Annotated in this window: 33 protein-coding genes; 14 read left to right on the forward strand and 19 right to left on the reverse strand. The window is 64.7% G+C overall.

Annotation, left to right across the window (positions count from 1 at the left end):
- Positions 1-94 precede the first annotated feature (94 nt).
- Complete coding sequence (locus LQG66_RS30920) at positions 95-1327, reverse strand: benzoate/H(+) symporter BenE family transporter (protein ID WP_231319604.1); 1233 nt, start codon at positions 1325-1327, stop codon at positions 95-97.
- On the opposite strand from LQG66_RS30920, the gene LQG66_RS30925 reads away from it, so the two are divergent.
- The gene (locus LQG66_RS30925; RefSeq protein WP_231319605.1) at positions 1314-1793 is read left to right on the forward strand and encodes a hypothetical protein; all 480 of its coding nucleotides are present in this window, start codon (positions 1314-1316) and stop codon (positions 1791-1793) included. The two genes, LQG66_RS30920 and LQG66_RS30925, sit on opposite strands and share 14 nt — an antisense overlap.
- The gene (locus LQG66_RS30930) at positions 1790-2290 is read left to right on the forward strand and encodes a hypothetical protein (protein ID WP_231319606.1); all 501 of its coding nucleotides are present in this window, start codon (positions 1790-1792) and stop codon (positions 2288-2290) included. Before LQG66_RS30925 ends, LQG66_RS30930 begins: the two co-directional genes overlap by 4 nt.
- Positions 2291-2698: 408 nt before the next feature.
- Here LQG66_RS30930 and LQG66_RS30935 read toward each other — a convergent pair whose 3' ends face one another.
- A complete protein-coding gene (locus LQG66_RS30935) occupies positions 2699-3100 on the reverse strand; it encodes a type II toxin-antitoxin system HicB family antitoxin (RefSeq protein WP_231319607.1) in 402 nt (133 codons plus the stop codon).
- A gap of 5 nt (positions 3101-3105) precedes the next feature.
- Positions 3106-3294 carry a type II toxin-antitoxin system HicA family toxin gene (locus tag LQG66_RS30940; protein ID WP_231319608.1) on the reverse strand — a complete coding sequence of 63 codons (189 nt, stop codon included), beginning with the start codon at positions 3292-3294 and terminating at the stop codon, positions 3106-3108.
- Between LQG66_RS30940 and LQG66_RS30945 the strand changes: the two genes are divergently transcribed.
- Entirely contained in the window at positions 3208-3810 is a 603-nt protein-coding gene (locus tag LQG66_RS30945; RefSeq protein WP_231328089.1) for a hypothetical protein, read from the forward strand. The two genes, LQG66_RS30940 and LQG66_RS30945, sit on opposite strands and share 87 nt — an antisense overlap.
- Positions 3811-3854: 44 nt before the next feature.
- Here LQG66_RS30945 and LQG66_RS30950 read toward each other — a convergent pair whose 3' ends face one another.
- From LQG66_RS30950 to lgt, 7 genes are all read right to left on the reverse strand, one after another.
- The gene (locus LQG66_RS30950) at positions 3855-4094 is read right to left on the reverse strand and encodes a hypothetical protein (protein ID WP_231319609.1); all 240 of its coding nucleotides are present in this window, start codon (positions 4092-4094) and stop codon (positions 3855-3857) included.
- A gap of 474 nt (positions 4095-4568) precedes the next feature.
- Complete coding sequence (locus tag LQG66_RS30955; RefSeq protein WP_231319610.1) at positions 4569-4838, reverse strand: hypothetical protein; 270 nt, start codon at positions 4836-4838, stop codon at positions 4569-4571.
- A 181-nt stretch (positions 4839-5019) separates the two neighbouring features.
- On the reverse strand, positions 5020-5973 hold the full coding sequence (locus tag LQG66_RS30960) for a ribose-phosphate pyrophosphokinase (RefSeq protein ID WP_231328015.1): 954 nt from the start codon (positions 5971-5973) through the stop codon (positions 5020-5022).
- A gap of 165 nt (positions 5974-6138) precedes the next feature.
- Positions 6139-6777 (reverse strand): hypothetical protein, encoded by a 639-nt coding sequence (locus LQG66_RS30965; RefSeq protein ID WP_231328016.1) that lies wholly within the window; start codon positions 6775-6777, stop codon positions 6139-6141.
- Between the two features lie 126 nt (positions 6778-6903).
- Positions 6904-7650 (reverse strand): peptidoglycan editing factor PgeF, encoded by a 747-nt coding sequence (gene pgeF, locus LQG66_RS30970; RefSeq protein ID WP_425601367.1) that lies wholly within the window; start codon positions 7648-7650, stop codon positions 6904-6906.
- Positions 7651-7670: 20 nt separating this feature from the next.
- Positions 7671-8798 (reverse strand): class I SAM-dependent methyltransferase, encoded by a 1128-nt coding sequence (locus tag LQG66_RS30975; RefSeq protein ID WP_231319612.1) that lies wholly within the window; start codon positions 8796-8798, stop codon positions 7671-7673.
- Complete coding sequence (gene lgt, locus LQG66_RS30980) at positions 8795-9652, reverse strand: prolipoprotein diacylglyceryl transferase (protein ID WP_231319613.1); 858 nt, start codon at positions 9650-9652, stop codon at positions 8795-8797. Before lgt ends, LQG66_RS30975 begins: the two co-directional genes overlap by 4 nt.
- A 259-nt stretch (positions 9653-9911) precedes the next feature.
- Between lgt and LQG66_RS30985 the strand changes: the two genes are divergently transcribed.
- The 4 genes from LQG66_RS30985 (at position 9912) to ychF (ending at position 12932) form a co-directional block, all read left to right on the forward strand.
- Positions 9912-10178 carry an accessory factor UbiK family protein gene (locus LQG66_RS30985; RefSeq protein ID WP_231319614.1) on the forward strand — a complete coding sequence of 89 codons (267 nt, stop codon included), beginning with the start codon at positions 9912-9914 and terminating at the stop codon, positions 10176-10178.
- 233 nt (positions 10179-10411) lie between these two features.
- A complete protein-coding gene (locus LQG66_RS30990) occupies positions 10412-11116 on the forward strand; it encodes a 50S ribosomal protein L25/general stress protein Ctc (RefSeq protein WP_231319615.1) in 705 nt (234 codons plus the stop codon).
- Between the two features lie 72 nt (positions 11117-11188).
- On the forward strand, positions 11189-11794 hold the full coding sequence (gene pth, locus LQG66_RS30995) for an aminoacyl-tRNA hydrolase (protein ID WP_231319616.1): 606 nt from the start codon (positions 11189-11191) through the stop codon (positions 11792-11794).
- A gap of 40 nt (positions 11795-11834) precedes the next feature.
- The gene (ychF, locus tag LQG66_RS31000) at positions 11835-12932 is read left to right on the forward strand and encodes a redox-regulated ATPase YchF (protein ID WP_231319617.1); all 1098 of its coding nucleotides are present in this window, start codon (positions 11835-11837) and stop codon (positions 12930-12932) included.
- Positions 12933-12947: 15 nt separating this feature from the next.
- Here the strand turns inward: ychF and LQG66_RS31005 are convergent, their stop codons facing one another.
- On the reverse strand, positions 12948-13238 hold the full coding sequence (locus tag LQG66_RS31005; protein WP_231319618.1) for a DUF4282 domain-containing protein: 291 nt from the start codon (positions 13236-13238) through the stop codon (positions 12948-12950).
- A 220-nt stretch (positions 13239-13458) separates the two neighbouring features.
- Here LQG66_RS31005 and LQG66_RS31010 point away from each other — a divergent pair, with 220 nt between their 5' ends.
- From LQG66_RS31010 to LQG66_RS31020, 3 genes are all read left to right on the forward strand, one after another.
- Positions 13459-13920 carry a MaoC family dehydratase gene (locus tag LQG66_RS31010; RefSeq protein WP_231328017.1) on the forward strand — a complete coding sequence of 154 codons (462 nt, stop codon included), beginning with the start codon at positions 13459-13461 and terminating at the stop codon, positions 13918-13920.
- Positions 13920-14399, forward strand: coding sequence for a MaoC family dehydratase (locus LQG66_RS31015; RefSeq protein WP_231319619.1), 480 nt, complete (start codon positions 13920-13922; stop codon positions 14397-14399). The genes LQG66_RS31010 and LQG66_RS31015 overlap by 1 nt, the downstream gene beginning before the upstream one ends.
- Positions 14400-14513: 114 nt before the next feature.
- Positions 14514-14657: a hypothetical protein gene (locus tag LQG66_RS31020; RefSeq protein WP_231319620.1), complete on the forward strand. Its 144-nt coding sequence runs from the start codon at positions 14514-14516 to the stop codon at positions 14655-14657.
- Between the two features lie 351 nt (positions 14658-15008).
- On the opposite strand, the gene LQG66_RS31025 is transcribed toward LQG66_RS31020, so the two are convergent.
- The 5 genes from LQG66_RS31025 to LQG66_RS31045 form a co-directional block, all read right to left on the reverse strand.
- Positions 15009-15422 carry a hypothetical protein gene (locus tag LQG66_RS31025; RefSeq protein ID WP_231319621.1) on the reverse strand — a complete coding sequence of 138 codons (414 nt, stop codon included), beginning with the start codon at positions 15420-15422 and terminating at the stop codon, positions 15009-15011.
- A 153-nt stretch (positions 15423-15575) separates the two neighbouring features.
- On the reverse strand, positions 15576-16508 hold the full coding sequence (locus tag LQG66_RS31030; RefSeq protein WP_231319622.1) for a hypothetical protein: 933 nt from the start codon (positions 16506-16508) through the stop codon (positions 15576-15578).
- Between the two features lie 134 nt (positions 16509-16642).
- Complete coding sequence (locus LQG66_RS31035; protein WP_231319623.1) at positions 16643-17083, reverse strand: nuclear transport factor 2 family protein; 441 nt, start codon at positions 17081-17083, stop codon at positions 16643-16645.
- A 193-nt stretch (positions 17084-17276) separates the two neighbouring features.
- Positions 17277-17552 carry a hypothetical protein gene (locus LQG66_RS31040; protein ID WP_231319624.1) on the reverse strand — a complete coding sequence of 92 codons (276 nt, stop codon included), beginning with the start codon at positions 17550-17552 and terminating at the stop codon, positions 17277-17279.
- Between the two features lie 135 nt (positions 17553-17687).
- Complete coding sequence (locus tag LQG66_RS31045; RefSeq protein ID WP_231319625.1) at positions 17688-18134, reverse strand: nuclear transport factor 2 family protein; 447 nt, start codon at positions 18132-18134, stop codon at positions 17688-17690.
- A gap of 282 nt (positions 18135-18416) precedes the next feature.
- Here LQG66_RS31045 and LQG66_RS31050 point away from each other — a divergent pair, with 282 nt between their 5' ends.
- The 4 genes from LQG66_RS31050 to LQG66_RS31065 all read left to right on the forward strand — a co-directional run bounded on the left by LQG66_RS31050 (position 18417) and on the right by LQG66_RS31065 (position 21657).
- The gene (locus tag LQG66_RS31050; protein WP_231319626.1) at positions 18417-18644 is read left to right on the forward strand and encodes a hypothetical protein; all 228 of its coding nucleotides are present in this window, start codon (positions 18417-18419) and stop codon (positions 18642-18644) included.
- Between the two features lie 148 nt (positions 18645-18792).
- The gene (locus LQG66_RS31055) at positions 18793-19185 is read left to right on the forward strand and encodes a hypothetical protein (protein ID WP_231319627.1); all 393 of its coding nucleotides are present in this window, start codon (positions 18793-18795) and stop codon (positions 19183-19185) included.
- A gap of 744 nt (positions 19186-19929) precedes the next feature.
- Complete coding sequence (locus LQG66_RS31060; protein ID WP_231319628.1) at positions 19930-21075, forward strand: alpha/beta fold hydrolase; 1146 nt, start codon at positions 19930-19932, stop codon at positions 21073-21075.
- Between the two features lie 141 nt (positions 21076-21216).
- Complete coding sequence (locus LQG66_RS31065; RefSeq protein ID WP_231319629.1) at positions 21217-21657, forward strand: SEC-C metal-binding domain-containing protein; 441 nt, start codon at positions 21217-21219, stop codon at positions 21655-21657.
- Between the two features lie 205 nt (positions 21658-21862).
- Here LQG66_RS31065 and LQG66_RS31070 read toward each other — a convergent pair whose 3' ends face one another.
- The 3 genes from LQG66_RS31070 to uvrB form a co-directional block, all read right to left on the reverse strand.
- Complete coding sequence (locus LQG66_RS31070) at positions 21863-22174, reverse strand: transcriptional regulator (protein ID WP_231319630.1); 312 nt, start codon at positions 22172-22174, stop codon at positions 21863-21865.
- A gap of 12 nt (positions 22175-22186) precedes the next feature.
- A complete protein-coding gene (locus tag LQG66_RS31075; protein ID WP_231319631.1) occupies positions 22187-22513 on the reverse strand; it encodes a type II toxin-antitoxin system RelE/ParE family toxin in 327 nt (108 codons plus the stop codon).
- Between the two features lie 247 nt (positions 22514-22760).
- Complete coding sequence (uvrB, locus tag LQG66_RS31080) at positions 22761-26147, reverse strand: excinuclease ABC subunit UvrB (RefSeq protein WP_231319632.1); 3387 nt, start codon at positions 26145-26147, stop codon at positions 22761-22763.
- Positions 26148-26210 lie beyond the last annotated feature (63 nt).

Consider the following 26210-nt stretch of genomic DNA (forward strand, 5'->3'; position numbering starts at 1 on the left):
TCCGCTGGCACTGCAACAGGACGATCGACGATGTGCGCAGATGTCACGACATCAGCGTGACGCGATGCAGCGCAGCGGCGGGCGAATTGATCGCTCAGGCCCGAGCGTTGGCCGCGAAATCCGCTCGCTCCAGCAGCCACGACAGTGCGAAGCCTGCAACAAGTCCCCAGAACGCAGCGCCGATGTTGAGCAGCGGCACGTCAGCGACCGTGACCAGGAAGGCGATCAGCGCGCCGAGCGAGAACCGTGCCTTGAACGCGGTCACGAACGCCGTCTGCAGCACCCGCAGCATGGCGAGCCCGGCCAGCGCGGTGATCAATGATTTGGGCGCGATCAGGAGCAGCGACGTGAAGGTCGGCGCCAGCAGGCCGAAGCCGAGCGCGAGCACGCCCACCGCTATCGCGGCGGTATAATGACGCTTGCGTTCGCCGCCGGAGACGACGATGGCGTTGGTCGGTCCGGTCAGGCAGGTCGAGACGCCACCGACCACGGCTGATAGCGCCGAGCCGATGCCGCAGGCAACAGTGACGAGATTGATCGGCGGCGCATGGCCGGCAGCCTGCAGCACCGCAAAACCCTGGCCGTTCTGCACCACGAGCACGGTCACGGCGAGCGGCACGATGAGCTCGATCATGGCGGCAAGCGACCAGGACGGCGTCTGGATCACCGGCCGGATCAGTTCGATCCGCAGCGCCGTGGTCTGATCATACTTGCCGAACACGAGCGCGACGAGCGTGCCGACGACGAGCGCGCCGATGATCGGCGGGCAGCGCCGGCCGAGTCCGGGCAGCGCGGTCAGCACCAGCCAGACCGCGACCATCGGGCCGGCGACGGCGACGTCGGTGATGACGGCGCGGACGAGATCGAGGCCGAAGCGCAGGAACACGCCGGCGACCATGCCCATCACGATCGGCATCGGCACCAGCTGCATCGCACGCTTGACCCAGCCGCTGAGCCCGAGGATCAGCATCAGCAGCGCCGTGCCGTAGAATGCGCCGACGACCTGCGGGAACGTCAGATGCGTCAGCGACTGGCCGACCAGCACCGTGCCCGGGATGGTCCAGAACAGCACCAGCGGCTCGCGATAGCGCCACGACAGCAGCATCGTGATCAGGCCGTTGATGAAGAACACGCCGAAGATCCACGACGCGATTTCGCCTTGCGACAGCCCGCCATTGGCGCCGACCGAGAGAATGATCGCGACCGGCCCGGTGATTGCGAACAGCCAACCGATGAAGCCATGCGAGGCGTAGAGCGGGCCGAAGTCGCTGATAATCTGGGCGGCGCTGGGCGGCGAGCCCGCGGGGCGTTCAATGGCGTTGAGCATGGAGGGCAGGGGCTCGGGCGGTGTTCTTGTTGTTGTCGGGGGCGTCTCGTGGGATGTTGTGAACCAACCGCATGAGGTGTGCAAGGCGGCCGCCTATCGCGCGCGCGGCTGGCGTTCTGGGCTGGCGATCGTAAATCTCATGGAGAGACAGGGGTCAGATGCACATCTTGAGTTTCACCGCGCGCTGATGAAGATGCCTTCAAGTTTTCCCAATCTCCGGCTTGGCGTCATCTGCTGCGGCCACGTGTTCCGTCGCGAGCGGGAGGTGCGATATGCTGTGCATGAACCTGACGGCTGGCAATTCATGTGCGGCGAGAATGATCATTACAGCGCTGCGGACGGTCATTTCGTCCATGTCGGCGGGTTGCTGCAGTTCGATCCGACACTGCATGAGATTTCGGACCTGCCTGCAGGGTGCAATGCCGAGCGGAAGGATGGCGCGTCGCCATGGGTTCGAACCCCATGAGCTGGTTCATGAGAAGTTGGTTCACGAGGAAACGTCTTCGCGCTGCCTTCGGTGACTTTCTGCCCGAAGATGCCTTGGATGCGCTTGCGCAACGCGAGCTATCCATTCCTCCTCTCCAGCGCACGAGACTGTGCCATGTGCTGCTTCAGGTTCGCGACGACACGGCCGAGACGATTCCGAAATCTCGCTCCGATGCCGTCGAGCTGATCCTGCGCGAGGGCGCCATCGTCGAGAGCGTCCTGTCCTCGTTCGTGTCCGCCGTCTTTCCGCTGGAAACGGACACGCCTCTGGATCCGATCAAGGCGACGCTCGATCGGCTCGGGCCGAACGTCCGCGCGGTCTATTGCTTCGGAGATCATCTGCGCGGGGTGATTGCTTCACCCAGCCACGTTGCCTACGGCACCGTCGTTCCCAGCATGGGTGCGGCGATGGAGAGACTGTTGCGCCTGGAGTTTGGTTCCATCGAGCAGTTCGGGGACGAGGCCGAAACGGTGTAGTTCGATCGGATCACGAAATTCGAATTGCCTCAGATAGCATACTGGGTGAGAGGGCGACCTCAGGCCGCATGCGTGGACGTAAAACGCGCTGCGAGATCGCGGGGGCTGATCCGCAGATGTCGGCAGAAGATGTTGCAATAAAAGATGCCACGCGTCATTGCGAGCGAAGCGACGCAATCCAGACTGCCTCCGCGGAGATGTCCTGGATTGCGTCGCTTCGCTCGCAATGACGGAGTTTGGGGCTGGCAGTGCGCCATTAATTTCGCCGTCATCGCCCGGCCTTGACCGGGCGATCCAGTCCAATCCGGCTTTGCCTGCGAGCGGCTCGGGGATGAAGCTGAGTCGGCGTAGTTCGATCTCATCAGCAATCAAACCGGTTTTGACAGCGTATCAGATGCGCGGGCGATCTCAGGCCGCCTCGTCGGTCATCAGCCTTTTGGCGGCCTGGACAAGCAATCCGGATCGGGTGAAGCCGTGAGCCTCTGCATACTGATCGATCTGAGCCAGCACTTCCTCCGGCAGCGTGACGTTGACGCGGACCGCTTTCGGCTGATCGATCTTCGCCGGGACGAGAACGGCGACGCCGGAGCGGTTGTCCCGATCGGACATGATCTGCTCCAGCGACGACGGTTCGGGAATCGCTTCACCGTCCTCGATCAGGCCTTCAATATGCAAAGCCAAGGCCTCTTCGGCCATCATGCGCGCGTCATCCAGGCTGGTGCCGGCGGTCACGACGCCCGGCAGATCGGGAAACGAGACCCCGAAATGGCTGTCAGCATCCTTATGGATCAGACCGATGTAATGCCGCATCGTGCTCACCTCAGTTTCAACCCTGACTGCTTCTCGATGCTCTTCAGTGTGCCGATCGGAAGGTCCCGTTCGGGATGAGGAACGGTTACGCGGCCCCTCTTACTGAGATGCTTGAACTGGACGTGGCTGCCCTTCTGAGCCACCTGAAACCATCCGTCCCGCTGGAGAGCAGAGATGACGTCCCGACTGTTCATGGTGTGTATTTATACACACGAATCATGGAGTGTCAATATTCCGAACAGAGCCGGTGGACGACAGCGGCTCAAGCTCTCGCTGTCGACCGTTTACGAAAGGGCGAGATCTTGAGTGAAGGATTCTTATGCGAGTTTGCCTCACCAGACGACGCCGCTACGATTGACGTCGAGGATGACGGTCGCGTCGCTTACGCCTATTGGCTGGATGCCGGGGGAGCGATCCGCGGCGACGTCTGGCTCTACAACCGCTGTCTAGCGCCGGAGCAGCCCGAATGGGACGCTCGCGACGCGGCGCCCTACGCCAATCCGGCGCCGTTTGTCGACGGGGCTATCGAGTTTTCTCCGCCGACCTCGGCATCTTGCTTCACCGTCGAATGGCTCCGGGTAAACGCCGACTTGATAGCCCGTGTGCTTGTGTCGGAGATGCCGGTGGCACAATTGAAGGACGGCAGCAAACCCGGTTGGTCGCGACTGGCAGCGAAGGATGGACCACTGGCGCTGTGTCTGACAGATTGATGGCCGCGCCGACCATCACCTGTTTTGCCGGGTCGCGTGCTGGCTCATTGGTCCGGCGCAGCGCGAGAAACAAGCTGGAGATCGGACTCTGCCACTTCGTAGTGAAGCAATCCGTACTCCGGAAATGTAATGAGAGCGCCTTTCTTGAGGTAGGCCCATTGCTCCTTCGGGTAGTCGGCGTTGTACTCGTTTGCATCGATATGCGCGACGACCAGGCCGCCGTCATTCACGCCGAGGCGAACGCGATCTCCCAGTGCGACTTGTTGCCCATCGGGATACTTCATCGATCGTTCCTGATGCGTCTGAATCTACCGGATATCGTATGCGAGGGCTGCCCGCCGGGCAAATCAGGTCGCCTCGCAGAGTTCTGTCCAGACCTTCGGAAAAAATAAATCTCTGGACGACTTCGCCAAATCAGCATTATTGTCCCGCTCGTTCCGTTGCGTCGGAGGGGACGTATCGCGGTCGTCATGGACGTCGGCAGCGGAATGTGGTGGGCGTGTCGGGTTGCAGCGCGTTTTCGCGCCGACGAACAATCCGGCACGCACGGTCAAGTCGCGCGGTCCTGATACCCCGATGCTGGTATCACGCTCGCGACGACGCTCACGCGTCGCGCAGGCAACGGTGGCCAGAAAGCCCGGCGCACCGGGGAGAACGCGAAGCAGCCGTTAAAGCCATCGCGCAGGGAGGGCCGGGTCGTCCGGCTGAACCTGTGGTACCTGCCGCCTGCATTTTTTTGAGCAGGCGGGCCACGGGCCTCAGTCGAGGTCCGGCCTTCCCTGCACCCTCTCCTTTGCGAGGGTGATGAGATCGCAAAGCTCGGACGCGAAGCGCGCCGCGAGATCAATGACGTTCATCCGCAGACGCTGTCGGAGATTGTCGCGATGAAGGATGCCACGGGGCGTCATTGCGAGCGCAGCGAAGCAATCCAGGATGTCCCCGCAGAGGCAGTCTGGATTGCTTCGTCGCTGCACTCCTCGCAATGACGGAGTCTGGGGCAGGCAGAGCGCCACAAGCTCGGCCGTCATCGCCCGGCTCGACCGGGCGATCCAGTACGGGGAGATGATCGTGATGGATCGAGAGCCGCAGCGTACTGGATACCCCGCCTTCGCGGGGTATGACAGTGGAAGTCTATGCGGCGTTCTCGGTGCTCCGAAAATCAGTTTGGCCGGAAAGCAGTCTCAGCCGAACAATCCTACTCGACAAGCCTCAGTCGAACAGGCTCGATACCGATTCTTCCGCCGCCGTACGGCCGATCGCTTCGGCGATGAGCGGCGCGATCGGCAGCGCACGGATGTTCGGGGCGTTGCGGACGGCTTCGGTCGGCATGATGGAGTCGGTAATGACGAGCTCCTTCAGCCGCGACGAGGTGATACGGGTCGCAGCACCGCCCGAGAGCACGCCATGGGTGATGTAGGCGTAGACTTCCTTGGCGCCGTATTTGAGCAGCGCATCGGCCGCGTTCACCAAGGTGCCGCCGGAATCGACGATGTCGTCGATCAGGATGCAGGTATGACCCGAGACCTCGCCGATCACGTTCATGACCTCGGACTCGCCGGGGCGCTCGCGGCGCTTGTCGACGATGGCGAGCGGCGTGTTGATGCGCTTGGCGAGGCCGCGCGCGCGCGCCACGCCGCCGACGTCGGGCGACACCACCATCACGTTGGAGAGATCGAACCGGTCCTTGATGTCGCGCACCATCAGCGGCGCGGCATAGAGGTTGTCGGTCGGGATATCGAAGAAGCCCTGGATCTGGCCGGCATGCAGGTCGAGCGTCATGACGCGGTCGACGCCGGCATGGGTGATCAGATTGGCGACCAGCTTGGCCGAGATCGGCGTGCGCGAGCCGGACTTGCGATCCTGCCGGGCGTAACCGAAATACGGCACCACGGCGGTGATGCGGCGCGCCGAGGCGCGGCGCAGCGCATCGGTGATGATCAGCAGTTCCATCAGCAGGTCGTTCGCCGGATACGACGTCGACTGCAGGATGAAGACGTCGGAGCCGCGCACGTTCTCCTGGATCTCGACGAAGATCTCCATGTCGGCGAAGCGCCGGACCACGGCTTTCGTCAGCGGCAGGCCGAGCTCGGCGGCGATGCCGGCGGCCAGCGCCGGATTGGAGTTGCCCGCTACGAGCTTGATGGAGCCGTTCTTGGCCGACATCGCGAATTCTCCTCGCGTCTCGCTGGAGACCTTGTTCAGCATATCGGGCTATCCGTGGAACCGGCACTGTTGCACGGGCGAGGTGATATCAAGGACACAGCGCAGCTGGCAACCCGCCGCAGCTGTTTTCCCGGTCAAAAAGGGGCGCAAATTGCGCCTCTTTGGCTAATGGTCGGTGTAGCCGAGGGCGGCGACGCTGGTGCCGCCGGAGGAAGGCGATGCCGGCTCGGTCGCCGCGACCGCAGGGCCGCGCGTGGCCGGAGCCGCCGGTGGTGCGCTCTCGGCCGGCGCGGAGCCGTTAAGCATGCTCGCGAGCCCGCTGAAACCAGCCTGCGCGATCTTCCTGAGCACCATGTCGTCGACGGAGTTCCAGGGGTCGCGGCCGCCACGTCCGACCTGCTCTTCGCCCGACAGGCGCAGCGCGCGCTGCTGGTTGCGATCGTAGACATCCCAGACCCAGGCGATCACGCTCTTGCCGCTGACCACCTGCGCCGAGAGATAGCTGCGGACGCGATAGGCCGCCGGCGCCTCGCGCGAGACGATGGCGAGGCTGCGCAGCTTGGATTCGCTGTCGAGCACGTTGACCATGCGGTCGAACACTTGCGGCGGCGGGCCGTCGATCTGCTCGAAGGCGATCGTGGCCCCGTCCGAGGTCGGCGCCATCGCATAGGCGTTCGCCGGACCACCGCCGCTGCCGCTCGCGCAGCCGCCGAGCGTTGCGGCGGACATGATCAGAGCAGCGGCAACGCAGGCGTGCTGCGTCACGCGGCTGATCATTCGAAGTGGTGTCGACGCTCCCCTCATCATCGGGAGCGATATCGTTAAAATCGATTAACGTCTAGGTCGCGGGTGCCACAGATCGGGACAGAATGTCTTCAGTTGTAGAGAAACGGTTAAGCAATCCACATGCGGCCACAATCGCGCCCAGCTTCAGCCTTCGAGCATGATCGCGTGGACATGCCGGCCATAGTCGGGCTCGTTGCGATGGACCGAGCGGCGGTAACTGAAGAAGCGCTCGTCGGCATAGGTGTCGAGCCCGAGATCATCGATCAGCAGCACGCCGGCTCGTTCCAGCCGCATCCGAATGAATCCGGCGAGGTCGAACATGGCGTGACCGTCGCGTGTCGAGGGCAGGAAGAAGCGCGCATGCTCGGCGTCGTCGTCGAGGAAGCGCGTGACGAACTCGGCGCCGACTTCATAGCTCGGCTGGCGGATCAGCGGGCCGATCGCGGCAATGATCTGGCCGCGCTCCGCGCCGAGCTCCTCCATCGCCTGCAGCGTGGATTCGAGCACGCCGGTGAGTGCACCTTTCCAGCCGGCATGAGCCGCGCCTATGACGCGCTTGTCGGGGTCGACGAACAGGATCGGCCCGCAATCGGCCGTGGTGACGCCGATCGCCAGATTCGGTGTCGCAGTCACGATCGCGTCGGCCTTCGGTCTGACAGGACCATCCCATGGCCCGGCCGCAACCACGACATCGGGCGAATGGATCTGGTGCAGGCTGAGGAACTGCTCGGGCGTCACGCCGAGATGCGCCGCCATGCGGCGGCGATTTTCCCGGACATTCTCCGGCGCGTCGCTGGATCCCAGTCCGCCATTCAGCCCGGCATAGATGCCGTCGGAGACGCCACCCTCGCGGGTGAAGAAGGCGTGGCGCAGGCCCGGAATCGCGGACATCACATCCGATGACACCAGCATCATGCGCCTCCCGTCTTGTCGCCTGTGTGCTCGTCGCTGATCCCGGCCAGCGCGGGGGTGGATTGATCGGACACGCCGAGCACCTTGAACAGCGACCCCATGCCGCCGCGGCCGCCTCCGGTCAGGCGCTTCAGCCCGCTCGCGATGTCCTCGGACACGTCAGGAGCAGCCTTCTGCATCAAGGTCAGCGCCCGCGTCTCGATGCCGAGCCGCTGCAGGAATTCGCCCTGCGTCACCGGGCCGTGGACGCGGGCCCCGACGGCCTCAGCGCTGCGTGCCAGCGCATCGAAATCGACATGCGCCGTGATGTCGGCAAGGCCCGGCGTCTTCAAGGGATCGGCGAAGCTGTGCCGGGCGATCGCCTGGAAGGTATCGCCGACGTCGCTGCGGACATGGCCGTAGTCGATGATCACGGCGGCGCCGTGCTGGTCGCGGATGCGTCTGGCGATCGCCATGATCTCGGTGTTCGGCCGCCATTCGAAGATTGCGCCGGGCGGCGCGGCGCGCACCAGAGGCGGCAGCAGCAGCTCGAAGCCCGGCGTCGGATCCGCGGCCGTGCCGTAGACGAAGTTCTCCTCCTCGTCGAGCTCGATCACGCGCTCGTGCCAGCCGGACTCGCGTCTCACCATCTGGTGGATCGGCAGCACGTCGAAATATTCGTTGGCGAAGATGACGCTGGGGCCCTCCGGCACGTCGTCGAAGTTGTCGTGCCAGGTGACGTTGCGCAGGCCCGTCAACGTCGCCTTCTGCTTTTCGCGCAGCACCGGATTGACCTCGACCAGATGCACCGAGATGGTCTGATAGAGCGGCGGCAGCACGCGCAGGGCGCGCAGCGCATCCGACATCATGGTGCCGCGGCCGGGTCCCAGCTCGATCAGACGGAATTGCTGTGGCGAGCCTGTGGCCTTCCAGATCGAAGCCGCCCACAGACCGAGCAACTCGCCGAACATCTGGCTCACCTCCGGCGCGGTGGTGAAATCGCCCTCGCGCCCGAGCGGATCGCGCGAGATGTAGTAGCCGTGCTCCGGGTGCATCAGGCACAGCTCCATGTAGCGCCACACCGGCATCGGGCCGGACGCCTTGATCAGCCGCTTGATCTCGGTGTGGAGCGGAGACGTTTCGATCACGGATTGGCCTGCAGCGAGGGAGTGGCCTGATGCGTGTCAGGCTTGCGCAGCGCCCGCGCCACCAGGATCGCGCCGACGATCAGCATCGGCACCGACAGCAGCATGCCCATGGTAAGGTGGCGCCAGAAGAAGCCGAGCTGTTCGTCCGGCTCGCGGAACAGTTCGCTGATGATGCGGGCTGTGCCATAGAGGCCGATGAAGCTGCCGAGGATCAGGCCGGGCCGCCTCAGCGCGCCGAACCGGATCATGATCGCCAGCACGATGAACAGCACGATGCCTTCGAGACCGGCCTCGTAAAGCTGGCTCGGATGGCGCGGCAGGTGGGTCGGATCGCGCGGGAAGATCATCGCCCAGGGCAGGCTGGGATCGGCCGTGCGGCCCCACAACTCGCTGTTGATGAAATTGGCGATGCGGCCAAGAAGCAGGCCGATCGGAGCGACCGCGGTGGTGAGATCGCCGAGCGAGAGGATCGGCAGGCCGTTGCGGCGACTGAACCAGATCACGGCAAGCACGCAGCCCATGAAGCCGCCGTGGAACGACATGCCGCCTTTCCACAGCTCGAAGATCTCCAGCGGATGGTCGATGAAGAACGGCAGATTGTAGAACAGCACGTAGCCGGTGCGCCCGCCGAGAATGATGCCGAGCGTGACCCAGAGGATGAAGTCGTCGAGCTGGACCAGCGACACCGGCGCCGGGCCGCCCCACAGCCGCTCCTTCTTGAGCAGCGAACGGGCATAGAGCCAGCCCAGCACGATGCCGCCGATATAGGCGAGCGCGTACCAGCGGATCGCGAACGGACCGACCGCGATCGCAACCGGATCGAACACGGGAAAGTCGACGAGGAGAGGCGTCATTCAGAGGCTTTCGTGGACGCGGCATTCGGCTTCGGGAAGCACTCGGACGATGCGGGCTTCGCGAGGGGGCCCCGCCACATGACCGTGCGCGGCGCGATGTTGATCTCTGGGCCGCTTATGCCGCAGGGCGAGCCCACGCGACAAGTACGATGACAAGGAAACTGCGGCATGACAAGACGGCCCATCTTGAAGGCGGGGGGACGGATCGCCATTCTGTCTGCCATTGTCGTGCGCGGTGCGGGACACGGAGAGTTTTAGCATGACCCAGACCACCAACCGGTTTTTCGACGAACTCGGCCGCCTGATGAACGACGCCGCCGGCGCCGCTCAGGGCGTGAAGCGGGAAGTCGATGCGGTCGTCCGCAACCAGGCCGAAAAGATCCTGAACGACCTGGACATCGTGAAGCGCGAGGAATTCGAGGCGGTCAAGGACATGGCCCGGCTCGCCCGCGAGGAGAACGAGGCGCTGAAGGCGCGGATCACGGCGCTCGAGGCCAAGCTGGGCGCCGGCAACACGGACGGCTGACCGGGTGGCACCGTGCGTCAGGCGGGCCTGGCGCGGCGGTGCCGATCCGGGATCGGCGGCGGGGAATAGGGAAGGGGCCGACAAAGATCCCTTCATTTCCTTGTCATTTCGGCGGTTTGCCGCTAGAAGGCGGCCACGTCTGCGGCCCCCGCACCCCTGGAGGCTCGCCTCGGACGTGACGCAAACGGGCCGCGCTGCGGCCTTTAACTTTTTAGAAACAAGGACTTAACACGATGGCGACCGTCAGAGAACTGAAGGCGACCGCCCGTCCGTCAGTCGGCAAGGGGGCCGCACGGGCAGAGCGTCGCGCCGGGAGAGTGCCCGGAGTAATCTATGGAGACAACCAGCCCCCGCTGCCGATCTCGGTCGAGGACCGCGAGCTGCGCCAGCGCATCCTGGCGGGCCGGTTTCTGACCACGATCTTCGACGTCAGCCTCGACGGCAAGAAGCACCGGGTGATCCCGCGCGACTTCCATCTCGATCCGGTCAAGGATTTCCCGATCCACGTCGATTTCATGCGGCTCGGCCAGGGCGCGACCATTCGCGTCAGCGTGCCGCTGCATGTGGTGGGGTCGGAAGGCGCGCCGGGCGTCAAGCGCGGTGGCACCGTCAACATCGTGACCCACACGCTCGATATCGAGTGCCTTGCGGAGAACATTCCGCAGTTCATCGAGGCCGACGTCAGTGCGCTTGAGATCAACCACTCGCTGCACATTTCCGAGGTCAAGCTGCCGACCGGCGTGAAGACGCTGTCGCGCGACGACGCCACGCTGGTCACCATCGTGCCGCCGTCCGGCTACGGCGAGGAGCAGAAGGCCGCAGGCGCTGCCGCCGCTGCTCCGGCTGCTGCTGCCCCGGCTGCTGCTGCCAAGGCCCCCGCTGCCAAGGCCCCTGCGGCCGCGGCGAAGGCCCCGGCTGGCGGCGACAAGAAGAAGTAAGCCGGTCCGCTTCCGGGACGCGCGGGCTCGTCCCGTGCTCCCGAAAGCGACGGCGGGTGCGGATGCCGCGTCATGCTGCTGTTGGTCGGCCTCGGCAATCCCGGCGCGAAATATGCGCGCAACCGGCACAATATCGGCTTCATGGCCGTGGATGAGATCGCGCGGCGTCATGGCTTTTCGCCCTGGCGCCGCAGGTTTCAGGGCGAGACCTCGGAAGGCACGCTCGACTCCGAGCGCGTCATCCTGTTGAAGCCCGAGACCTTCATGAACGAGTCGGGCCGCTCGGTGCAGGCGGCGGCCAGCTTCTTCAAGCTCGGCGTCGGCGACGTCACCGTCTTCCAGGACGAGCTGGAGCTGCCGCCGTGCAAGTTGCGCGTGAAGGTCGGGGGCGGCATTGCCGGCCATAACGGGCTACGATCGATCTCGGCCCATATCGGTAACGAGTACCGCCGCGTGCGGCTCGGGATCGGTCATCCCGGCGTCAAGGAGCTGGTGCATGGCCACGTCCTGTCGGATTTCGCCAAGGCCGACATGCCCTGGGTCGAGGCGCTGTGCGATGCGGTCGCCGACAATGCAGGTTTGTTGATAGGCCGGCGCGACTCCACCTTTGCGAACAAGGTGCATCTGGCGCTTCAGGCCAAGGGTTTTCTGGACAAGGGCGACGTCGGCGCTGCCTGAGGCGCCTCGGACCGTAACCCAAGAGGATGCAGGACAGATCATGGGTTTCAAATGCGGAATCGTCGGGTTGCCCAACGTCGGCAAGTCGACGCTGTTCAATGCGCTGACGGAGACGGCGGCGGCGCAGGCGGCCAACTATCCGTTCTGCACGATCGAGCCGAATGTCGGCGAGGTTGCCGTGCCCGATCCGCGGCTCGAGAAGCTCGCGGTGATCGCCAAGTCCGGCCAGATCATCCCGACGCGGCTGACCTTCGTCGACATCGCCGGCCTCGTGCGCGGCGCCTCCAAGGGTGAAGGGCTCGGCAATCAGTTCCTCGCCAACATCCGCGAGGTCGATGCGATCGCGCACGTGGTGCGCTGCTTCGAGGATTCCGACATCACCCATGTCGAGGGCAAGATCGCGCCGCTCGCCGACATCGAGACCATCGAGACCGAGCTGATGCTGTCCGATCTCGACAGCCTCGAGAAGCGGGTCGACAACCTGTCCAAGAAGGCCAAGGGCGGCGACAAGGATGCCAAGGAGCAGTACGAGCTCGTCACTCGGGCTCTGGTGCTGCTGCGTGACGGCAAGCCCGCGCGGCTGTTGGAGCGCAAGCCCGAGGAGGAGCGCGCCTTCGGCATGCTCGGGCTATTGACGTCGAAGCCGGTCCTCTATGTCTGCAATGTCGAGGAAGGATCGGCCAAGGACGGCAACGGCTTCTCGCAGGCCGTGTTTGCGCGTGCCAAGGAGGAGGGCGCCGTGGCGGTCGTCATCTCCGCCAAGATCGAGTCGGAGATCGCGACCTTGTCGCGCGAGGAGCGCGTGGATTTCCTGGAGACGCTGGGCCTCGAAGAGGCGGGCCTGGATCGACTCATCCGTGCCGGCTACCAGCTGCTCGACCTGATCACCTACTTCACCGTCGGTCCAAAAGAGGCGCGTGCCTGGACCATTCACCGCGGCACGAAGGCACCGGCCGCAGCCGGCGTCATTCACACCGATTTCGAGAAGGGCTTCATCCGCGCCGAGACCATCGCCTATGCCGACTACATCGCGCTCGGCGGCGAGGCCGGCGCGCGCGACGCCGGCAAGCTGCGCCTCGAGGGCAAGGACTATGTCGTCGCCGACGGCGACGTGATGCACTTCCGTTTCAACAACTGAGGCGCTGCCGGGCGATTACATCCGCCCCTGTTCGCGGATCGCGCCGAGATGCTCGTTGATGCGGAAGACGATCAGGACGAATTCGGCGGCGATGCGGGAGAACACCATGCCGACGACGATGCCGGCGAGGGAGGACAGCAGCATCAGGAAGCCACCGAACGGGCTGATCGCCATCTCCGTCAGGCCCACGAAGATACCGCGGATTCCCGAGAGGATGATCAGCGCGATGACGAGCCAATAGAACGTCTTGATGATCGTGGGCGTGATGAAGCGGTCCCACTGGAACAAATCGCGAAATTCCAACATCTGATCCCCCAGCCACTTCCGAATCGAAAGTCGAATCTGTCTTTAAGTCGTGCTCGAATCCCGCGCCAGATGACGCGGCCTGCGGTCGGCATCCTCCCCGGTATGTGGAGCCTTCTGGAATTCTCGTGCGAGCGGGCCGGACGTCAGCCATGCGAGCGGCCCGGTTGTGATTGCTGCAAAGTGCGGCCACAATCGGGCTTCTTTCAGCCATTCAGACCCCATGACACTCACCTTCGAAGATTTTCCGCAAGGCCCTTTCGGCAGTTTTGGCCCGCGACGCGTCTCCCGCGACGAGATCGTCGCCTTTGCGTCCGAGTTTGATCCGCAGCCGATGCATCTGGACGAAGAGGCCGCGCGGCAGTCGATGCTCAAGGGCCTGTCCGGCTCAGGCTGGCATCTTTGCTCACTGACAATGCGCATGATGTTCGACGGCTTCATCGGGCGCACCGCCTCGCTCGGCTCGCCCGGGGTCAATGAGGTCCGGTGGCTGTCTCCGCTGCGACCCGACGATAAGCTGATGCTCGACGTCGAGGTCGTGGAGGCGCGTGTATCGCGAAGCCGTCCTTCGACGGGGATCGTCACCTTCAAGTGCGGCGTGCGCAATGCGGCCGGCGAGAAACTCTGTGAGATGGTCTCGCCGATCATTGTCGAGCGACGCGAGAGCAGCGGACAGGTGGGCTGATGCGCTTCTTCGAGGATCTCCAGGTCGGGCAGCGCCGCGAACTCGGCTCGTTTACTTTCACCGCCGCTGACATCAAGCGATTTGCCGTGCAGTTCGATCCGCAGCGCTTTCATCTCGACGAGGAGGAAGGCCGCAAATCGCTGTTCGGCGGACTTGCCGCGTCAGGCTGGCATGTCGGCTCGGTCTGCATGAAGCTGATCGTCGCCGACAACCAGCGGCTCCTGGAGGTCGCGCGTTCGCGCGGCGAACCGATTGCGGTTGGCGGTCCATCGCCCGGGTTTCGGGATCTGCGCTGGCTGAAGCCGGTGCTCGCGGGCGACACGATCAGTTTCTCCAGCGAGATCGAGTCGCTTCGTGTATCTGCTTCACGGCCTGAATGGGGCATCTTGCAAGCGCGCAATGCCGGCAGCAACCAGCGCGGCGAGGTGGTATTCTCGGTGCTTGCGTCGGCCTTCGTGCCGAGGCGGAACAACGGTTGAGGCGAAAAGGTCACGCTACGTGGGAATGTCTGCACGGAACGAACTCCGCGCTAACGCATTCTGAACCCCGACTCTATAAGACAGCTCATCAGGGATCAGGATGTGGGGAAGAGCATGGCAGATCGCGGCGGTCTGAAACTCCTCGGCTTTATCTTTGCCAGCGTGACGCTCGCGGTCATGCTCGCCACCGGAATGGTCGTTAAAGGCTATGCTGACGGCTCGTATTCGCTGGAGTCGGCGGCATCCGTCGACCAGTGATCGTTTAAGCATTCGTTAACCGCGACGAACGGCGCAGTCTTTCCTGGAACGATCTAGCTAGCGGCTCCAGATGAGCGCCATGACCACGACGGCAATCAGTAGCAATCCGACGAAGCGGACCATGATGGTCCCCATCCGCTGAGGCGCTCGCCGCAGAGGAATGGGATCGGTGGTTTCAGGCCGGATCGTTTCCATGAAGATGACCGCCCCCTGGCGCAACGTGCCCGCAAAAAGAGGGGCACGTGTTGGTCGCGGGCGCGTCACAAGACGTTCAAAGAAGAGCTGATCGAAAGCCGAAAACCGCCGCGCGATGTCCTCGCACGACGGCTCCAGATCAATTCGTCAACGAATTCAGCCGTTGCGGAGCCCGTCGGCGGCGCGCTTCCACATCGTCACGTTCTCGGCGATGGCGCGGGTCGACTTCATCGCGGCCTGGCTGAGCTGCGCATAGCTCGCGATCTCGCGCTGCACGCGCTGGCCTTCGGCATGCAGCAGCTCGCGCAGGCCCTCCAGCTCCGAAATCAGGTTCTCGATCTCCGACAGCGAGGTGCCGGCGACGCGCTGGATCAGCGAGGTGACGCTGTTGACCGCCGCGTCGGCATCGATCGCAGCCTCGGCCGTGGCAGCTGCGTTGGGACGGCGCAGATAGGCGATATCATTGCGAACGAAATCACGAATGCCGGCCTCGACTTCGGACACCGCAGCGAGATCCGTGTCCAGCTCGGCTTCAGTTCCATCGATCTTGTCCGGACGAATGACATTCATCGGCTATTTCCTCATTTCGCGTTCAAACGAGCGCGGTGTCCCCGCACGACGAACTTTCTCAAAGCCTATCAGTGCGGCCAAATTGGGCCGCAACGCGGCGAAGCTGCGGCGGCGGTTCGATCATTCGTGGCAGGCTGCCGCAATTCGTAACGATTACCAGCTCCGCTTGAACCCGGCCGAGATGCTCTTGCTCGTCCCGCCCTGCGCGGTCTCGCCGATCGCGCCCGACACGCTGAGCCCATCCGTGAGCTTCTGCTCGGCGCCGAGCTTGCGCAGCCATTTGTCGTCGTTCGACGACAAGGTCTGACCGGCCGTGACGCTCGTGCCCGTCTCGCCGATCGAAAGCTTCGCGGATTGCTCGGTGTCGAAGCTGCGGCTGGTCTTCGGGGCCGCGCCGGGGATCGGCATCATGCCCTGCTGGGTCACGTTATAACCGTTCTGCAGCGTCAGATTATAATGGTCGATCGGTACCGCCTTGGTGATGGTCGTGCCGAGCCGGCTCTGGTCGGAGCCGGGGTCGACGCGCGCCTCGATCGCGGTCTTGTCCCAGATCGAGCCGGCGCCCGGTGCGGTGACGGCGGCCCAGGCCGAGCCGCCCGATTGCGGGGCGCTGCCGCCGTTCTCGGCCTTCTCCGCCAGCAATTCCGACATCGTGGTCGGCTGCCGCGCGACGGTCATATCGGCGCCGACGCGCGCGTCCCAGAAAGGTGAAACCGACTGCTTGACCGAGACGCCGGAGGCGGCGCTGCCCTTGTTCTGGTTGGACCAGTCGAGCGCGGCAGCCTTTTCCGCAGCCGCCTTGCGCTTCGCCGCGGCGGCTTCGGGACGATCAAGGAACGTCGTTTCGTCGATCGCGAGCTGGCTCCAGTCGAGCTTGCTGACGTCGATGTCCTTCATCGGGTCAATCGCCGCAGCCTGTTCGTCGGGCTTGTCGTCGTCGTCATCCTGCGGCGGCGGCGCGATCTGCTGCCACGGCGCGATCTGCAACGGTTGAGGGGCCTGCATCAATGTCTGGGCCTGCGCCGCAGACACAATGAAGCCCAAGCCGGCCGTGAAAACCGCCAGCACACAACCACGCGATGTCATGAGAGCAACCCCCGCCGCCCGAACCTGTCTGCTGAAAGATGGTCGAATCTTGGCGCAAAATTATGACCGCGCCAGTCACGATGTGTTGGGTTGTGGGTGATCGTGGCCGCAATCCAGCGCCGCGGCGCGACTCGTCAGGCGAAGCTGCCGATCCGCGGCAGGTCGATCGGATGGCCGAGCGTCTGCTCGACCAGATCGAACGTGTCGATCAGGATACGCAGCCGTGCCAGCTTGCCGGCGCGGAATTGCAGGAATTGCGCGAGGCGGGCCGTGATCGGCTTGTCGGAATCCTGCGTCGTCATCGCGCAGCGGACCATCGTCGCGGCGGCGCTCTCCTCCAGCATCAGCGTTTCGCGCTCGAGCCTTCGGATGTGCACGTTGTCGGCAATCTGCCTGACCGCGTCGAGCACGGCGTTCTTGCCGAGCCGCGCGCCGAGGAAGGGAAACATGTCGATCGGGCCGTAGATGGCCCAGTCGATATCGTCGTCGAGAAGCTCGGCGAACTGGTCGAATTGGCGTTCGTTGATCGCGCCATGCAATGCGCGCGACAGACGCCAGAGGCTGTGCTCTGTCATCGTGGTCGAGATCCTGATCTGGCTCTTGAGGGGCACGCCGGCCTTGAGGCGACGTCGCCGATGACGTCGCGCCGGGGCGCCCAATTCAACTCTCTGGCCGCCCAGATAGACCAACCGGCCGCACGCGCAACGGTTGTTTTTGCATTGCACAAATGCGCCTGACTGCGCGGCCGGCGCGGAGATGCAGGCGCGTTCACATCCGGCTCACGCCCTCGCGCGGCACCCGCTGGCGCGCGACCGCGACCTCGTGGTCACGGAAAGCCGCCATGCCGAACAGGGTGGCGCCGCCGAGCCCGCCGATCAGGGCGCCGAGCGGCATGAAGGTGAAGAACACCAGCATCCCGGCATAGCCCTCGAACTCGCTGGTGTTGAACAGCTCGATCCACGCCAGCCCGAGGCCGATCCCGAGCGTGGCGCCGCCCACGACCCCCATCACCAGTCCTGCCATCGCCAGGAATGCGATTCTCATGTCAACGATGCCCCGTATACCACCGCTGATGGGTCCACACCGGGGACGGCAGGTTCAAAGCCCGAACAGGCTTTGTGCTGACGTTTGCGTGATCAGCGCCGCCGGAGCCGGGCCGGCGCGCCCCGGGGCGCGGGATCAGGGGCGGGCGGTGCGGGCGATCAGCAGCCGGCTGAGATCGCATTCGAGCACCTGCTGCACGAGGTCGAACGTGTCCATGATCTCGCGGATGCGAATGACGCGGCCGTCGCGCAGCGTGTAGAAGGCGGCGAGGTCGTACTGCACGATGCGGTCGTTGTCGCGCTTGCGCAGGAAGATGCGCAGATCCACCGCGACCTGGTCGGCTTCGCAGATCATGGTCTTGATCTCGTGCCTGACCTCGGCGTAGCGGCTGCGCGCGGTCTCCCACATCTGCCGCACTTCGGCCTTGCCGTGGCGGCGGCCGAGATGCGGGAAGATATCGATCGGAGCCGAAGCGAAGTGCTCGATGTCGTCGCTGCAATGAGCCAGCACGCTGTCGAAATCGCCGGCGGCATGGGCCTCGAGCAGCTTGCGCACGCGCTGCTTGTTGATGTGCTCGATCATCCTGTCTCCCGCTGACGGGAATGCCCGCGTCGGCGCCATCGGTTGTTGTGGAGATCGGCGCGCGACCGTCAATCACCTGCGCTGACATCCTGCTGCAAAATGCGTCGGCACGGTGAACGGAAGCTTGGCGACGAGCTCGGTGCGATCAATTCTCTCAAGCCGTAGGTCACGGGCACGGCCAAAAGGTTCGCGTGAACGGATCGTGAGTGCTCACATCGGTTGCATGCGGGAACCGGGCCGCGATGCTGCAGTTAGAGAGCAACATCCCTGTGGAGCTCGATCATGAAGACCCTGCTTGCCTTGTCCGTCGCGGCTGTCGCGCTGCTCTCCACCCAGGCCGCCGAAGCCAAGGGCTGCATCAAGGGCGCCATCGTCGGCGGCGTCGCCGGCCACTACGCCGGTCGTCACGGCATGCTCGGCGCCGCTGCCGGCTGCCTCTACGGACGCCACCGCGCCAAGGAGCAGGAGCGTCAGCAGCAGAGCCAGGTCAACGGCCAGGGACGGATGTAGTCGCGCGTCGTGCTGTTTTGACGCCTCGTGACGTCAGTCCGATTGCGACATCGGCCGCGTGACGCGGCTCACGGTTCGCCTGGTGTTTGCCAGATACACGGATGCGGTCAGGTCCCGGCCCGGGACTCCCGCCACCGGATGTCACACCATGCAAGCCGTCCTCTCTGCCAGCCCGTCTGCGCCGAAATCGCCATTCGTCAACCTGGTCGAGGGCATGGCGCTGACCGCGCTGTTTCAGGCCATTCCGACCTATGCTGCCGCTGCGCTGATCCTCAAGGTCGCGCACAGCACCGCGCTGCGGCCGGGTATCGTCGGATTCGTCGGCATCGCGACCGTCCTGCACGTGCTGCTGGTGACGAGCGTGGGACCGCGCTATCCGCATTTCGCCAGGCAGGCCTATGCGGCGGAGTTCTACGACGCGACGCTCGGTCTTGCCGACAAGGTGCTGCGCTGGCGCATGCAGCCGTTGGCCTCGCTGCAGCTGCTGGGCTCCACCGTGATGCTGTCGCTGCTGTCGATCGCGGCGCTCGCCACCGGGTGACGCCGCGGTGAACATGCGTGCGTCGATCTGATTTGATTGTCAAACAGCCCGTCGTCATGTCGCCGTCGCGAGCGAACACGCTGCCGCAGCCCCGCGGCGCTGATCGCGCCCGGGCTTTTGCATCTGGTCTCGCCCTCGATGAGTGGGAGGGCGCAGGGAAGGCCGGGTGCCGACCGCACCCATGGTCCGCGTGCGAAAGAAAGCACGCGGCAGAACCACAGGTACGAGCCGATCATCCGGCCTTCCCTGCGCGATGGGTTACGGCTTATACGCGATCTCCCCGGGGACCGGCTTTATTGCCCCCGTCGTCAGCGCGACGCGCAAGCGTCTTCGCCGACTTGATACTAGCATCGGAGTATCAGGACCACGCGACTTCGCCGTCCGCGGCCGGCCTGCTCGTCGTGCAGGCGACCCCGTCCACCGCATCCCGCGCTCCACGTATCGTGACGACGCGTACGCCCCTCCTCAGAGAGCACGGAACGGCGGAGAAGATCGTTCTGATTTGCCCTACGGTGCAAGGCCTTTCGGCTGCGACACGGTAACGCGACGGGCAGTTACACACGCGTCACACTTCGTCGCGCGCGGATGCGCGGCGTAACAGCGCGCGGCCGGTTTTATTCCCGTCGCCGCCCGTCGCAATTGATGGCGCGATGGGCTTGCGGCGCGGCCCGCCGCATCTATGCTTCCGCAGCCTTACGCGAGAAGGCGCGCATCAAGCGCTTCGATCATGATGGGAGGTTCCACGTGACGACCAGATCGTGCATTGCCGCATGTGCCGCGCTGCTGCTGATCGCAGGGCCGGCCGCCGCCCACACCCCGCAGCAGCCGCCGCACCAGCTCTACGCCGAGGGCGACCTCAAGCTCGAAAGCGGCGAGGTGATCAGGGACTTCGCCATCTCCTATGTCACCCACGGCACGCTCAACGCGCAGAAGTCCAACGTCATCCTGATGGTGACGGCGATCTCGGGCAATCATCACCGGCTCGACTTCATGATCGGGCCGGGCAAGGCGCTCGACACTGACAAGTACTTCGTGATCTGCACCGATGCGATCGCCAACGGGCTGTCGACCTCGCCGAGCAATTCGACGCTGCAGCCGCGCATGGCGTTTCCGAAGTTCGCGATCCGCGACATGGTGGAGTCGCAGGTCCGGCTGCTCAAGGAGAAGCTCGGCATCGACCATGTGGTGGCGGTGATCGGGCCGTCGATGGGCGGCATGCAGACCCTGCAATGGGGCGTCAGCCATCCCGACATGATGGATGCGCTGGTGGCCATCGTGCCGCTGGCGAAAACGCCGGCCTGGAACGTCGCGGTGCTGGCGGCCTCCCGCAAGGCGATCATGGCCGATGCCGCCTGGAAGGGCGGCAACTACGATACGCCGCCGGAGCAGGGCATCCGGGTCTGGCGCGACATCGTCACCCTGCTCGCCGCGCGCACGCCGGACATGTATGCGGCGCAGTTCAAGAACGGGCTCGACGTGCTGCCCTGGATGGAGCAGCAGGAGACCGCCGCGCTGAAGGCGTTCGATGCCAACGACTGGATCTATCAGACCCTAGCCTATGAACAGCACGATGTCGGCACTACGCCGGGCTTCAATGGCGACACCGCAAGGGCGTTGGCGTCGATCAAGGCGAAGACGCTGATCCTCACCGGCACCAAGGACCTGCTCAATCCCGAGTTCGAGCCGATCGAGATGGGGAAGAACATTCCCGATGTGACCATGAAGACGATCTCGCCCGGCAGCGTCACCGGCCACGCCTCCGCCGCGGGGCTGTTTCCGGCGGATGTGGAGTTCCTGAACCGCGAGGTCGGCGCGTTTCTCGACGGCGTTGCCGAGGGCGGCAAGCGCTTTCACTATGACGCGCGGGCGCCGAAGGGGCGGACGTATTGAGTTGAGATAGACAATTGCTCCGCGGGGACGAACGGCAGCCCAGTTCGCTGTGGGCTTTGCAATCTCGGCTGCATCTGATAGCAGAAGCGCGCGGCGATCTGCCGCGCGCCCAACCGATGGAGGTCATCATGCGCAAAATCCATGATCTCGAAAACCTCCCCAGCTTTCAGCATCACGCGTAAGCGGCGGAAATCCTTCCCTTCAGAAACCCACGTCAAGCGTGGACGACGGTTCGTCCATGGCAATGTCGAGCTGAGCGAGAAGCTCGGCCGCAACGACCTGTGCCCATGCGGCTCCGGACGCAGGTTTCAAAGCCTGTTGCATGAAGTCCGGCGTCTACGACGGCGCCAACCGCAACGACTACTTTCAGGGAGTAAGGGCTGCGGTTCGCTGCTCATCGTAAGATGTGGCTTTTCGGCACGTCATTCCGGGGCGCGCGTAAGCGCGAACCCGGAATCCATTTGGCCGCATATTGCGTTGAGAGATGGATTCCGGACAGCCGTTAACGCGGCTTCCGGAATGACAGTGAACGGGCGATCGGCAAATGGGCTCATCGACGCAGTAGTAACCGCGTCATCTTAGTTGCCGCTCGCCCGGTTGGCCGCCGGTCGAGCGCGGGGCGGGGCCGAATTCGGGGCAGGACTCACGAGTTGGTCGACTGGGACAATGCGGCGGCTGTTGCCGAAAGGTTTTTCGGGCAGCGCGCGGATGGGGCGGTAGGCAGGGCTTCCGGCCGTGCATCTCGTCGAGATGCGGCTTGTCGACTTGGTCTCCGCTCGTCGATCGTCTAACCCGTGACGTGAAGCTGCAATCCCGCTTGCTTCTGCAGATAGCCGATCACGTTGAAGAGATTCTTGGCCTGGGGATTGCCCTGCGGGCCGAACATGCGGATCAGGCTCTTGGGCGGTGTATCGATCGCCTCACCGAGCTTTTCGAATCCGACGGTCGCCTTGATGTAGTCGCGAAGAATGGTTTTCCCCGTTTCCATGTCGCCGCTGAGCATCGCGTCGACGCCCTCGCGAAGCAGCGCCTCGGCAAAGGCCTTGTCTGCCTTGGCCTGGCTCTGTACCAGCTCCTTGAAGCTCTTTGTCTTTGCCATCAGCATCTCCGCTCAGCGTCTCGACTTGGTCTGCTTGTAGTCCCGCCAATAGGTGCGAGCTGTCTCTATGTCGCGCTGTTGCCGCTTCTTGGTGCCGCCTGTCAAAAGGATCACCAGGGTATCGCCGTCGCGCCCGAAATAGACCCGGTAGCCCGGACCGAAATCGATCCGATATTCCAGCACGCCTTCTCCGACTGTTTTGACATTGGAGAAGTTGCCTTGCTCCATACGAGCAATTGCTCGTGTCACCTTGGCGCGCGCAACTGCTTCCAAATCCGCGAACCAATCGGCGAAGGGCTCGTCGCCGCCCGCACTGACATAGTAGCGGATCTCAACCATACCTGAGGGGTAACACATGTGTTACCCCTCTTCAACTTCGTCTTGCTGACATTACGAGGCGCGGCGCGCGCCCCGGAATCCGTCGGGCCGCAGAGCGGGTGGAGGCGTGGATTCCGGATAACCGCTGCGCGGCTTCCGGAATGACAGCGGTGTGGGTGGCGGGGATCACGAGAGCATTGCGCGGGTCCGCACGCTGCGTCTCTGCATCGGCGTGCCTTGGGGGAGCGCCGTGCGTGCCCCTCCACGCTCACCGCTTCTTCCACCCGCCCCGCTTGCCTGGCTGCCCGCCGGTCGAGCGTGGGGCGGGGCCGAATTCGGGGCCTGATTCGCGCGAGTTGGTCGGCTGGATGATCTTGCTGCTGCCGCCGAATGGCTTTTCGGGCAGCTTGGGGTTGGGGCGGTAGGGCAGGGACTCCGGGCCGTGCATCTCGTCGAGATGCGGCTTGTGGACTTTGGAGCCGGAGGGACTGCCCATGGGGCGCCCCTCACCCCGACCCTCCAAGGGCGAGCTTCGCTCGTCCCGCCCCCGTGAAGAACGGGGAGAGGGGGAGGAGGGACCGTCCGCGCGGCGTGAAGAGCCGCCCGTGAGCTCGTCGAGGAGTGGCGCGAGGGGGTCTCTGTCGCGCGGCTTCGCCCCTCCGCGGCTGCCTTGGGCGGCCGACCCTCCCCCTCCAGAGGAGGGTGAAGAAGCACCGCCGCCGCGCGAGCCGCCGCGGCCCTTCAACGCTGTCGTCGGCAGATTGGCGGCGTCGCCGTATTTCTTGGCGCCGGCGTAGGCGCCGGCCTTGCCCTGTACGGTGCGCTGCTTGGCGGTGGGATCGTCGACGACGGCGAGCTCGGTGGCGCGCAGGCGCTTGACCTCGTCGCGCAGGCGGGCGGCTTCCTCGAAGTTCAGGTCGGCTGCGGCCTCGCGCATGCGGGTTTCGAGATCGGCCAGCACGGCCTCGAAATTGTGCCCGATCGAGATGGCGTCGTCGGTGGCGGTGCCGCTGCCGGTCTCGACCAGCACGTGGTCGCGCTCGTAGACCGAGTTGAGGATGTCGCCGATCGACTTCTTGACGCTCTCCGGCGTGATGCCGTGGGCCGTGTTGTACTCGACCTGCTTCTCGCGACGGCGGTTGGTCTCGGCGATGGCGCGCTCCATCGAGCCGGTCATCTGATCGGCATAGAGGATCACCTTGCCGTCGACGTTGCGCGCGGCGCGGCCGATGGTCTGAATGAGTGACGTTTCACTGCGCAAAAAGCCTTCCTTGTCGGCGTCGAGGATGGCGACCAGCGCGCATTCGGGAATGTCGAGGCCCTCGCGCAGCAGGTTGATGCCGACCAGCGCGTCGAACGCGCCGAGGCGGAGATCGCGGATGATCTCGATGCGCTCGATGGTGTCGATGTCCGAATGCATGTAGCGGACGCGGATGCCCTGCTCATGCAGATATTCGGTGAGATCCTCGGCCATGCGCTTGGTCAGCACCGTGATCAGCGAGCGGTAGCCGGCCTGCGCCGTGGCGCGGACCTCGCCGAGGAGATCATCGACCTGGGTGCGGGCGGGGCGAATGTTCACGGGGGGATCAATCAGGCCGGTCGGACGGATGACCTGCTCGACGAACACGCCGCCGGCCTCGTTGATCTCCCAGCCGCTGGGGGTCGCCGACACCGCGACCGTCTGCGGCCGCATCATGTCCCACTCCTCGAACCGCAGCGGGCGGTTGTCCATGCAGGAGGGCAGCCGGAAGCCGTATTCGGCCAAGGTCGCCTTGCGGCGGAAGTCGCCGCGGAACATGCCGCCGATCTGTGGCACCGTGACGTGGCTCTCGTCGGCGAACACCAGCGCGTTGTCGGGGACGTATTCGAACAGGGTCGGCGGCGGCTCGCCGGGGCGGCGTCCGGTGAGATAGCGCGAGTAGTTCTCGATGCCGGCGCAGCTTCCCGTGGCCTCCATCATCTCGATGTCGAAGGTGGTGCGCTGCTCCAGCCGCTGCGCTTCGAGCAGGCGCCCTTGCGCATGCAGCTGGTCGAGCCGCATCTTCAGCTCGGACTTGATCGACTTCATCGCCTGCACCAGGGTCGGGCGCGGCGTCACATAGTGCGAATTGGCGTAGACCTTGATGAATTCCAGCTCGTCCTGCTTGTGGCCGGTGAGCGGATCGAACTCCTCGATGTTCTCCACGGTGTCGCCGAACAGGTTCACGCGCCAGGCGCGGTCCTCGTAGTGCGCCGGGAAGATGTCGATGACGTCGCCCCGCACACGAAAGGTGCCGCGGGTAAAGTCGTGCTGGGTGCGCTTGTACTGCAGCGCGACGAGATCGGCGATCAGCTGACGCTGGTCGATGCGCTCGCCCTTCTTCAGCGCGAAAGTCATCGCGGTGTAGGTTTCGACCGAGCCGATACCGTAGATGCAGGACACCGAGGCGACGATGATGACGTCGTCGCGTTCCAGCAGCGCGCGCGTCGCCGAGTGGCGCATGCGGTCGATCTGCTCGTTGATCGAGGAATCCTTCTCGATATAGGTGTCGGTGCGGGGGACGTAGGCCTCCGGCTGGTAGTAGTCGTAATAGGAGACGAAGTACTCGACCGCGTTGTCGGGGAAGAAGCTCTTGAACTCGCCATAGAGTTGCGCGGCCAGGGTCTTGTTCGGCGCCAGGATGATGGCCGGACGCTGCGTCGCCTCGATCACCTTGGCCATGGTGTAGGTCTTGCCGGAGCCGGTGACGCCGAGCAGCACCTGCGTGCGGTCGTTGCGCGCGATGCCTTCGACCAGCTCCGCGATCGCCTGCGGCTGGTCGCCCCTCGGCTCATAGGCCGACTTGATCTCGAAGCGGACGCCGCCCTCGCTCTTCTCCGGGCGTGGCGGCCGGTGTGGCGTCCAGACCTGGAGCGAGCCGTCGTCCCTGCGGAACTCGGGGCGGCCGTCGCGGATCAGCGCCTCCAGCGCTTCCGCGGTGGCCTTGACGCCGAGCGCCTCCATCTTGCTGCGCGGCGGCCGTGCCAGCGCTTCGTCGTCATCCTCGGCCGTGGGCAGGCCGAGCTGCCGCGCCAGATCGGGATCGAGCGTGGGGATGGTGGCTGTCGTGCCGTAGTTGGCCTGCGGGGCTTCGGCGAGGCCGGGGTGGGTGTTGGCGTCATCCTCCATGAGGGGCCGGTGGGGAGGAGAGAGGCCCCCACCCTGGCCCTCCCCCGCAGGCGGGGGAGGGGACGCAAGCGGCGCGGTCTCGTGATCATTGCTTGCCGCGGCGCCCGGCTCTCGCCGCCTGGAGCCCTCCCCCGCTTGCGGGGGAGGGTTGGGTGGGGGAAAGCCGCGCGACGCGTCGTCTGATATGGAACGCCCTTCAACCGGCTGCGGATTCGGCCGGAGTGGCATCGGACGACCCGACGCATCCCGCTTCGCCGCATCCTCGCTCTTGCCCTTGGTCGACGCGCGCGCGCGATGCGCGGCCGCTTCGCCGCCGGCGCGGCGGTCCCATGAATTATCCGGCGGGGGCTTCAGTCCGGTCGAGGAACCGATGCCGCTCTCGCCGCGGTTGATGGCGGGATTGAGCAGCTCGGCGAGCGCCGGCCCGATCGGCTGCACGTCGGGCCGGTGGGCTTTCGATTTCGGGGTGCGGCCGGGCTTTTTGGGGGTCTCTGGGGTCTTCGCCATGGCCCGAATATGGGACCGATGGCGCCGACATGAAAGAGCGAACGCCGGTCATCACCAGCCCTG

This window comes from Bradyrhizobium ontarionense, assembly GCF_021088345.1.
In the GTDB taxonomy this organism is placed as follows: domain Bacteria; phylum Pseudomonadota; class Alphaproteobacteria; order Rhizobiales; family Xanthobacteraceae; genus Bradyrhizobium; species Bradyrhizobium ontarionense.

Excerpts from the sequence above, each read along its gene's own strand:
- LQG66_RS30925 (WP_231319605.1), top strand. The coding sequence starts at position 1,314 with ATGGCGTTGAGCATGGAGGGCAGGGGCTCGGGCGGTGTTCTTGTTGTT.
- LQG66_RS30920 (WP_231319604.1), bottom strand. The coding sequence starts at position 1,327 with ATGCTCAACGCCATTGAACGCCCCGCGGGCTCGCCGCCCAGCGCCGCC.
- LQG66_RS30930 (WP_231319606.1), top strand. The coding sequence starts at position 1,790 with ATGAGCTGGTTCATGAGAAGTTGGTTCACGAGGAAACGTCTTCGCGCT.
- LQG66_RS30935 (WP_231319607.1), bottom strand. The coding sequence starts at position 3,100 with ATGCGGCATTACATCGGTCTGATCCATAAGGATGCTGACAGCCATTTC.
- LQG66_RS30945 (WP_231328089.1), top strand. The coding sequence starts at position 3,208 with ATGCTTGAACTGGACGTGGCTGCCCTTCTGAGCCACCTGAAACCATCC.
- LQG66_RS30940 (WP_231319608.1), bottom strand. The coding sequence starts at position 3,294 with ATGAACAGTCGGGACGTCATCTCTGCTCTCCAGCGGGACGGATGGTTT.
- LQG66_RS30950 (WP_231319609.1), bottom strand. The coding sequence starts at position 4,094 with ATGAAGTATCCCGATGGGCAACAAGTCGCACTGGGAGATCGCGTTCGC.
- LQG66_RS30955 (WP_231319610.1), bottom strand. The coding sequence starts at position 4,838 with ATGACGGCCGAGCTTGTGGCGCTCTGCCTGCCCCAGACTCCGTCATTG.
- LQG66_RS30960 (WP_231328015.1), bottom strand. The coding sequence starts at position 5,973 with ATGTCGGCCAAGAACGGCTCCATCAAGCTCGTAGCGGGCAACTCCAAT.
- LQG66_RS30965 (WP_231328016.1), bottom strand. The coding sequence starts at position 6,777 with ATGAGGGGAGCGTCGACACCACTTCGAATGATCAGCCGCGTGACGCAG.
- pgeF (WP_425601367.1), bottom strand. The coding sequence starts at position 7,650 with ATGTCCGCGATTCCGGGCCTGCGCCACGCCTTCTTCACCCGCGAGGGT.
- lgt (WP_231319613.1), bottom strand. The coding sequence starts at position 9,652 with ATGACGCCTCTCCTCGTCGACTTTCCCGTGTTCGATCCGGTTGCGATC.
- LQG66_RS30985 (WP_231319614.1), top strand. The coding sequence starts at position 9,912 with ATGACCCAGACCACCAACCGGTTTTTCGACGAACTCGGCCGCCTGATG.
- LQG66_RS30990 (WP_231319615.1), top strand. The coding sequence starts at position 10,412 with ATGGCGACCGTCAGAGAACTGAAGGCGACCGCCCGTCCGTCAGTCGGC.
- pth (WP_231319616.1), top strand. The coding sequence starts at position 11,189 with ATGCTGCTGTTGGTCGGCCTCGGCAATCCCGGCGCGAAATATGCGCGC.
- ychF (WP_231319617.1), top strand. The coding sequence starts at position 11,835 with ATGGGTTTCAAATGCGGAATCGTCGGGTTGCCCAACGTCGGCAAGTCG.
- LQG66_RS31005 (WP_231319618.1), bottom strand. The coding sequence starts at position 13,238 with ATGTTGGAATTTCGCGATTTGTTCCAGTGGGACCGCTTCATCACGCCC.
- LQG66_RS31010 (WP_231328017.1), top strand. The coding sequence starts at position 13,459 with ATGACACTCACCTTCGAAGATTTTCCGCAAGGCCCTTTCGGCAGTTTT.
- LQG66_RS31015 (WP_231319619.1), top strand. The coding sequence starts at position 13,920 with ATGCGCTTCTTCGAGGATCTCCAGGTCGGGCAGCGCCGCGAACTCGGC.
- LQG66_RS31020 (WP_231319620.1), top strand. The coding sequence starts at position 14,514 with ATGGCAGATCGCGGCGGTCTGAAACTCCTCGGCTTTATCTTTGCCAGC.
- LQG66_RS31025 (WP_231319621.1), bottom strand. The coding sequence starts at position 15,422 with ATGAATGTCATTCGTCCGGACAAGATCGATGGAACTGAAGCCGAGCTG.
- LQG66_RS31030 (WP_231319622.1), bottom strand. The coding sequence starts at position 16,508 with ATGACATCGCGTGGTTGTGTGCTGGCGGTTTTCACGGCCGGCTTGGGC.
- LQG66_RS31035 (WP_231319623.1), bottom strand. The coding sequence starts at position 17,083 with ATGACAGAGCACAGCCTCTGGCGTCTGTCGCGCGCATTGCATGGCGCG.
- LQG66_RS31040 (WP_231319624.1), bottom strand. The coding sequence starts at position 17,552 with ATGAGAATCGCATTCCTGGCGATGGCAGGACTGGTGATGGGGGTCGTG.
- LQG66_RS31045 (WP_231319625.1), bottom strand. The coding sequence starts at position 18,134 with ATGATCGAGCACATCAACAAGCAGCGCGTGCGCAAGCTGCTCGAGGCC.
- LQG66_RS31050 (WP_231319626.1), top strand. The coding sequence starts at position 18,417 with ATGAAGACCCTGCTTGCCTTGTCCGTCGCGGCTGTCGCGCTGCTCTCC.
- LQG66_RS31055 (WP_231319627.1), top strand. The coding sequence starts at position 18,793 with ATGCAAGCCGTCCTCTCTGCCAGCCCGTCTGCGCCGAAATCGCCATTC.
- LQG66_RS31065 (WP_231319629.1), top strand. The coding sequence starts at position 21,217 with ATGATCTCGAAAACCTCCCCAGCTTTCAGCATCACGCGTAAGCGGCGG.
- LQG66_RS31070 (WP_231319630.1), bottom strand. The coding sequence starts at position 22,174 with ATGGCAAAGACAAAGAGCTTCAAGGAGCTGGTACAGAGCCAGGCCAAG.
- LQG66_RS31075 (WP_231319631.1), bottom strand. The coding sequence starts at position 22,513 with ATGGTTGAGATCCGCTACTATGTCAGTGCGGGCGGCGACGAGCCCTTC.
- uvrB (WP_231319632.1), bottom strand. The coding sequence starts at position 26,147 with ATGGCGAAGACCCCAGAGACCCCCAAAAAGCCCGGCCGCACCCCGAAA.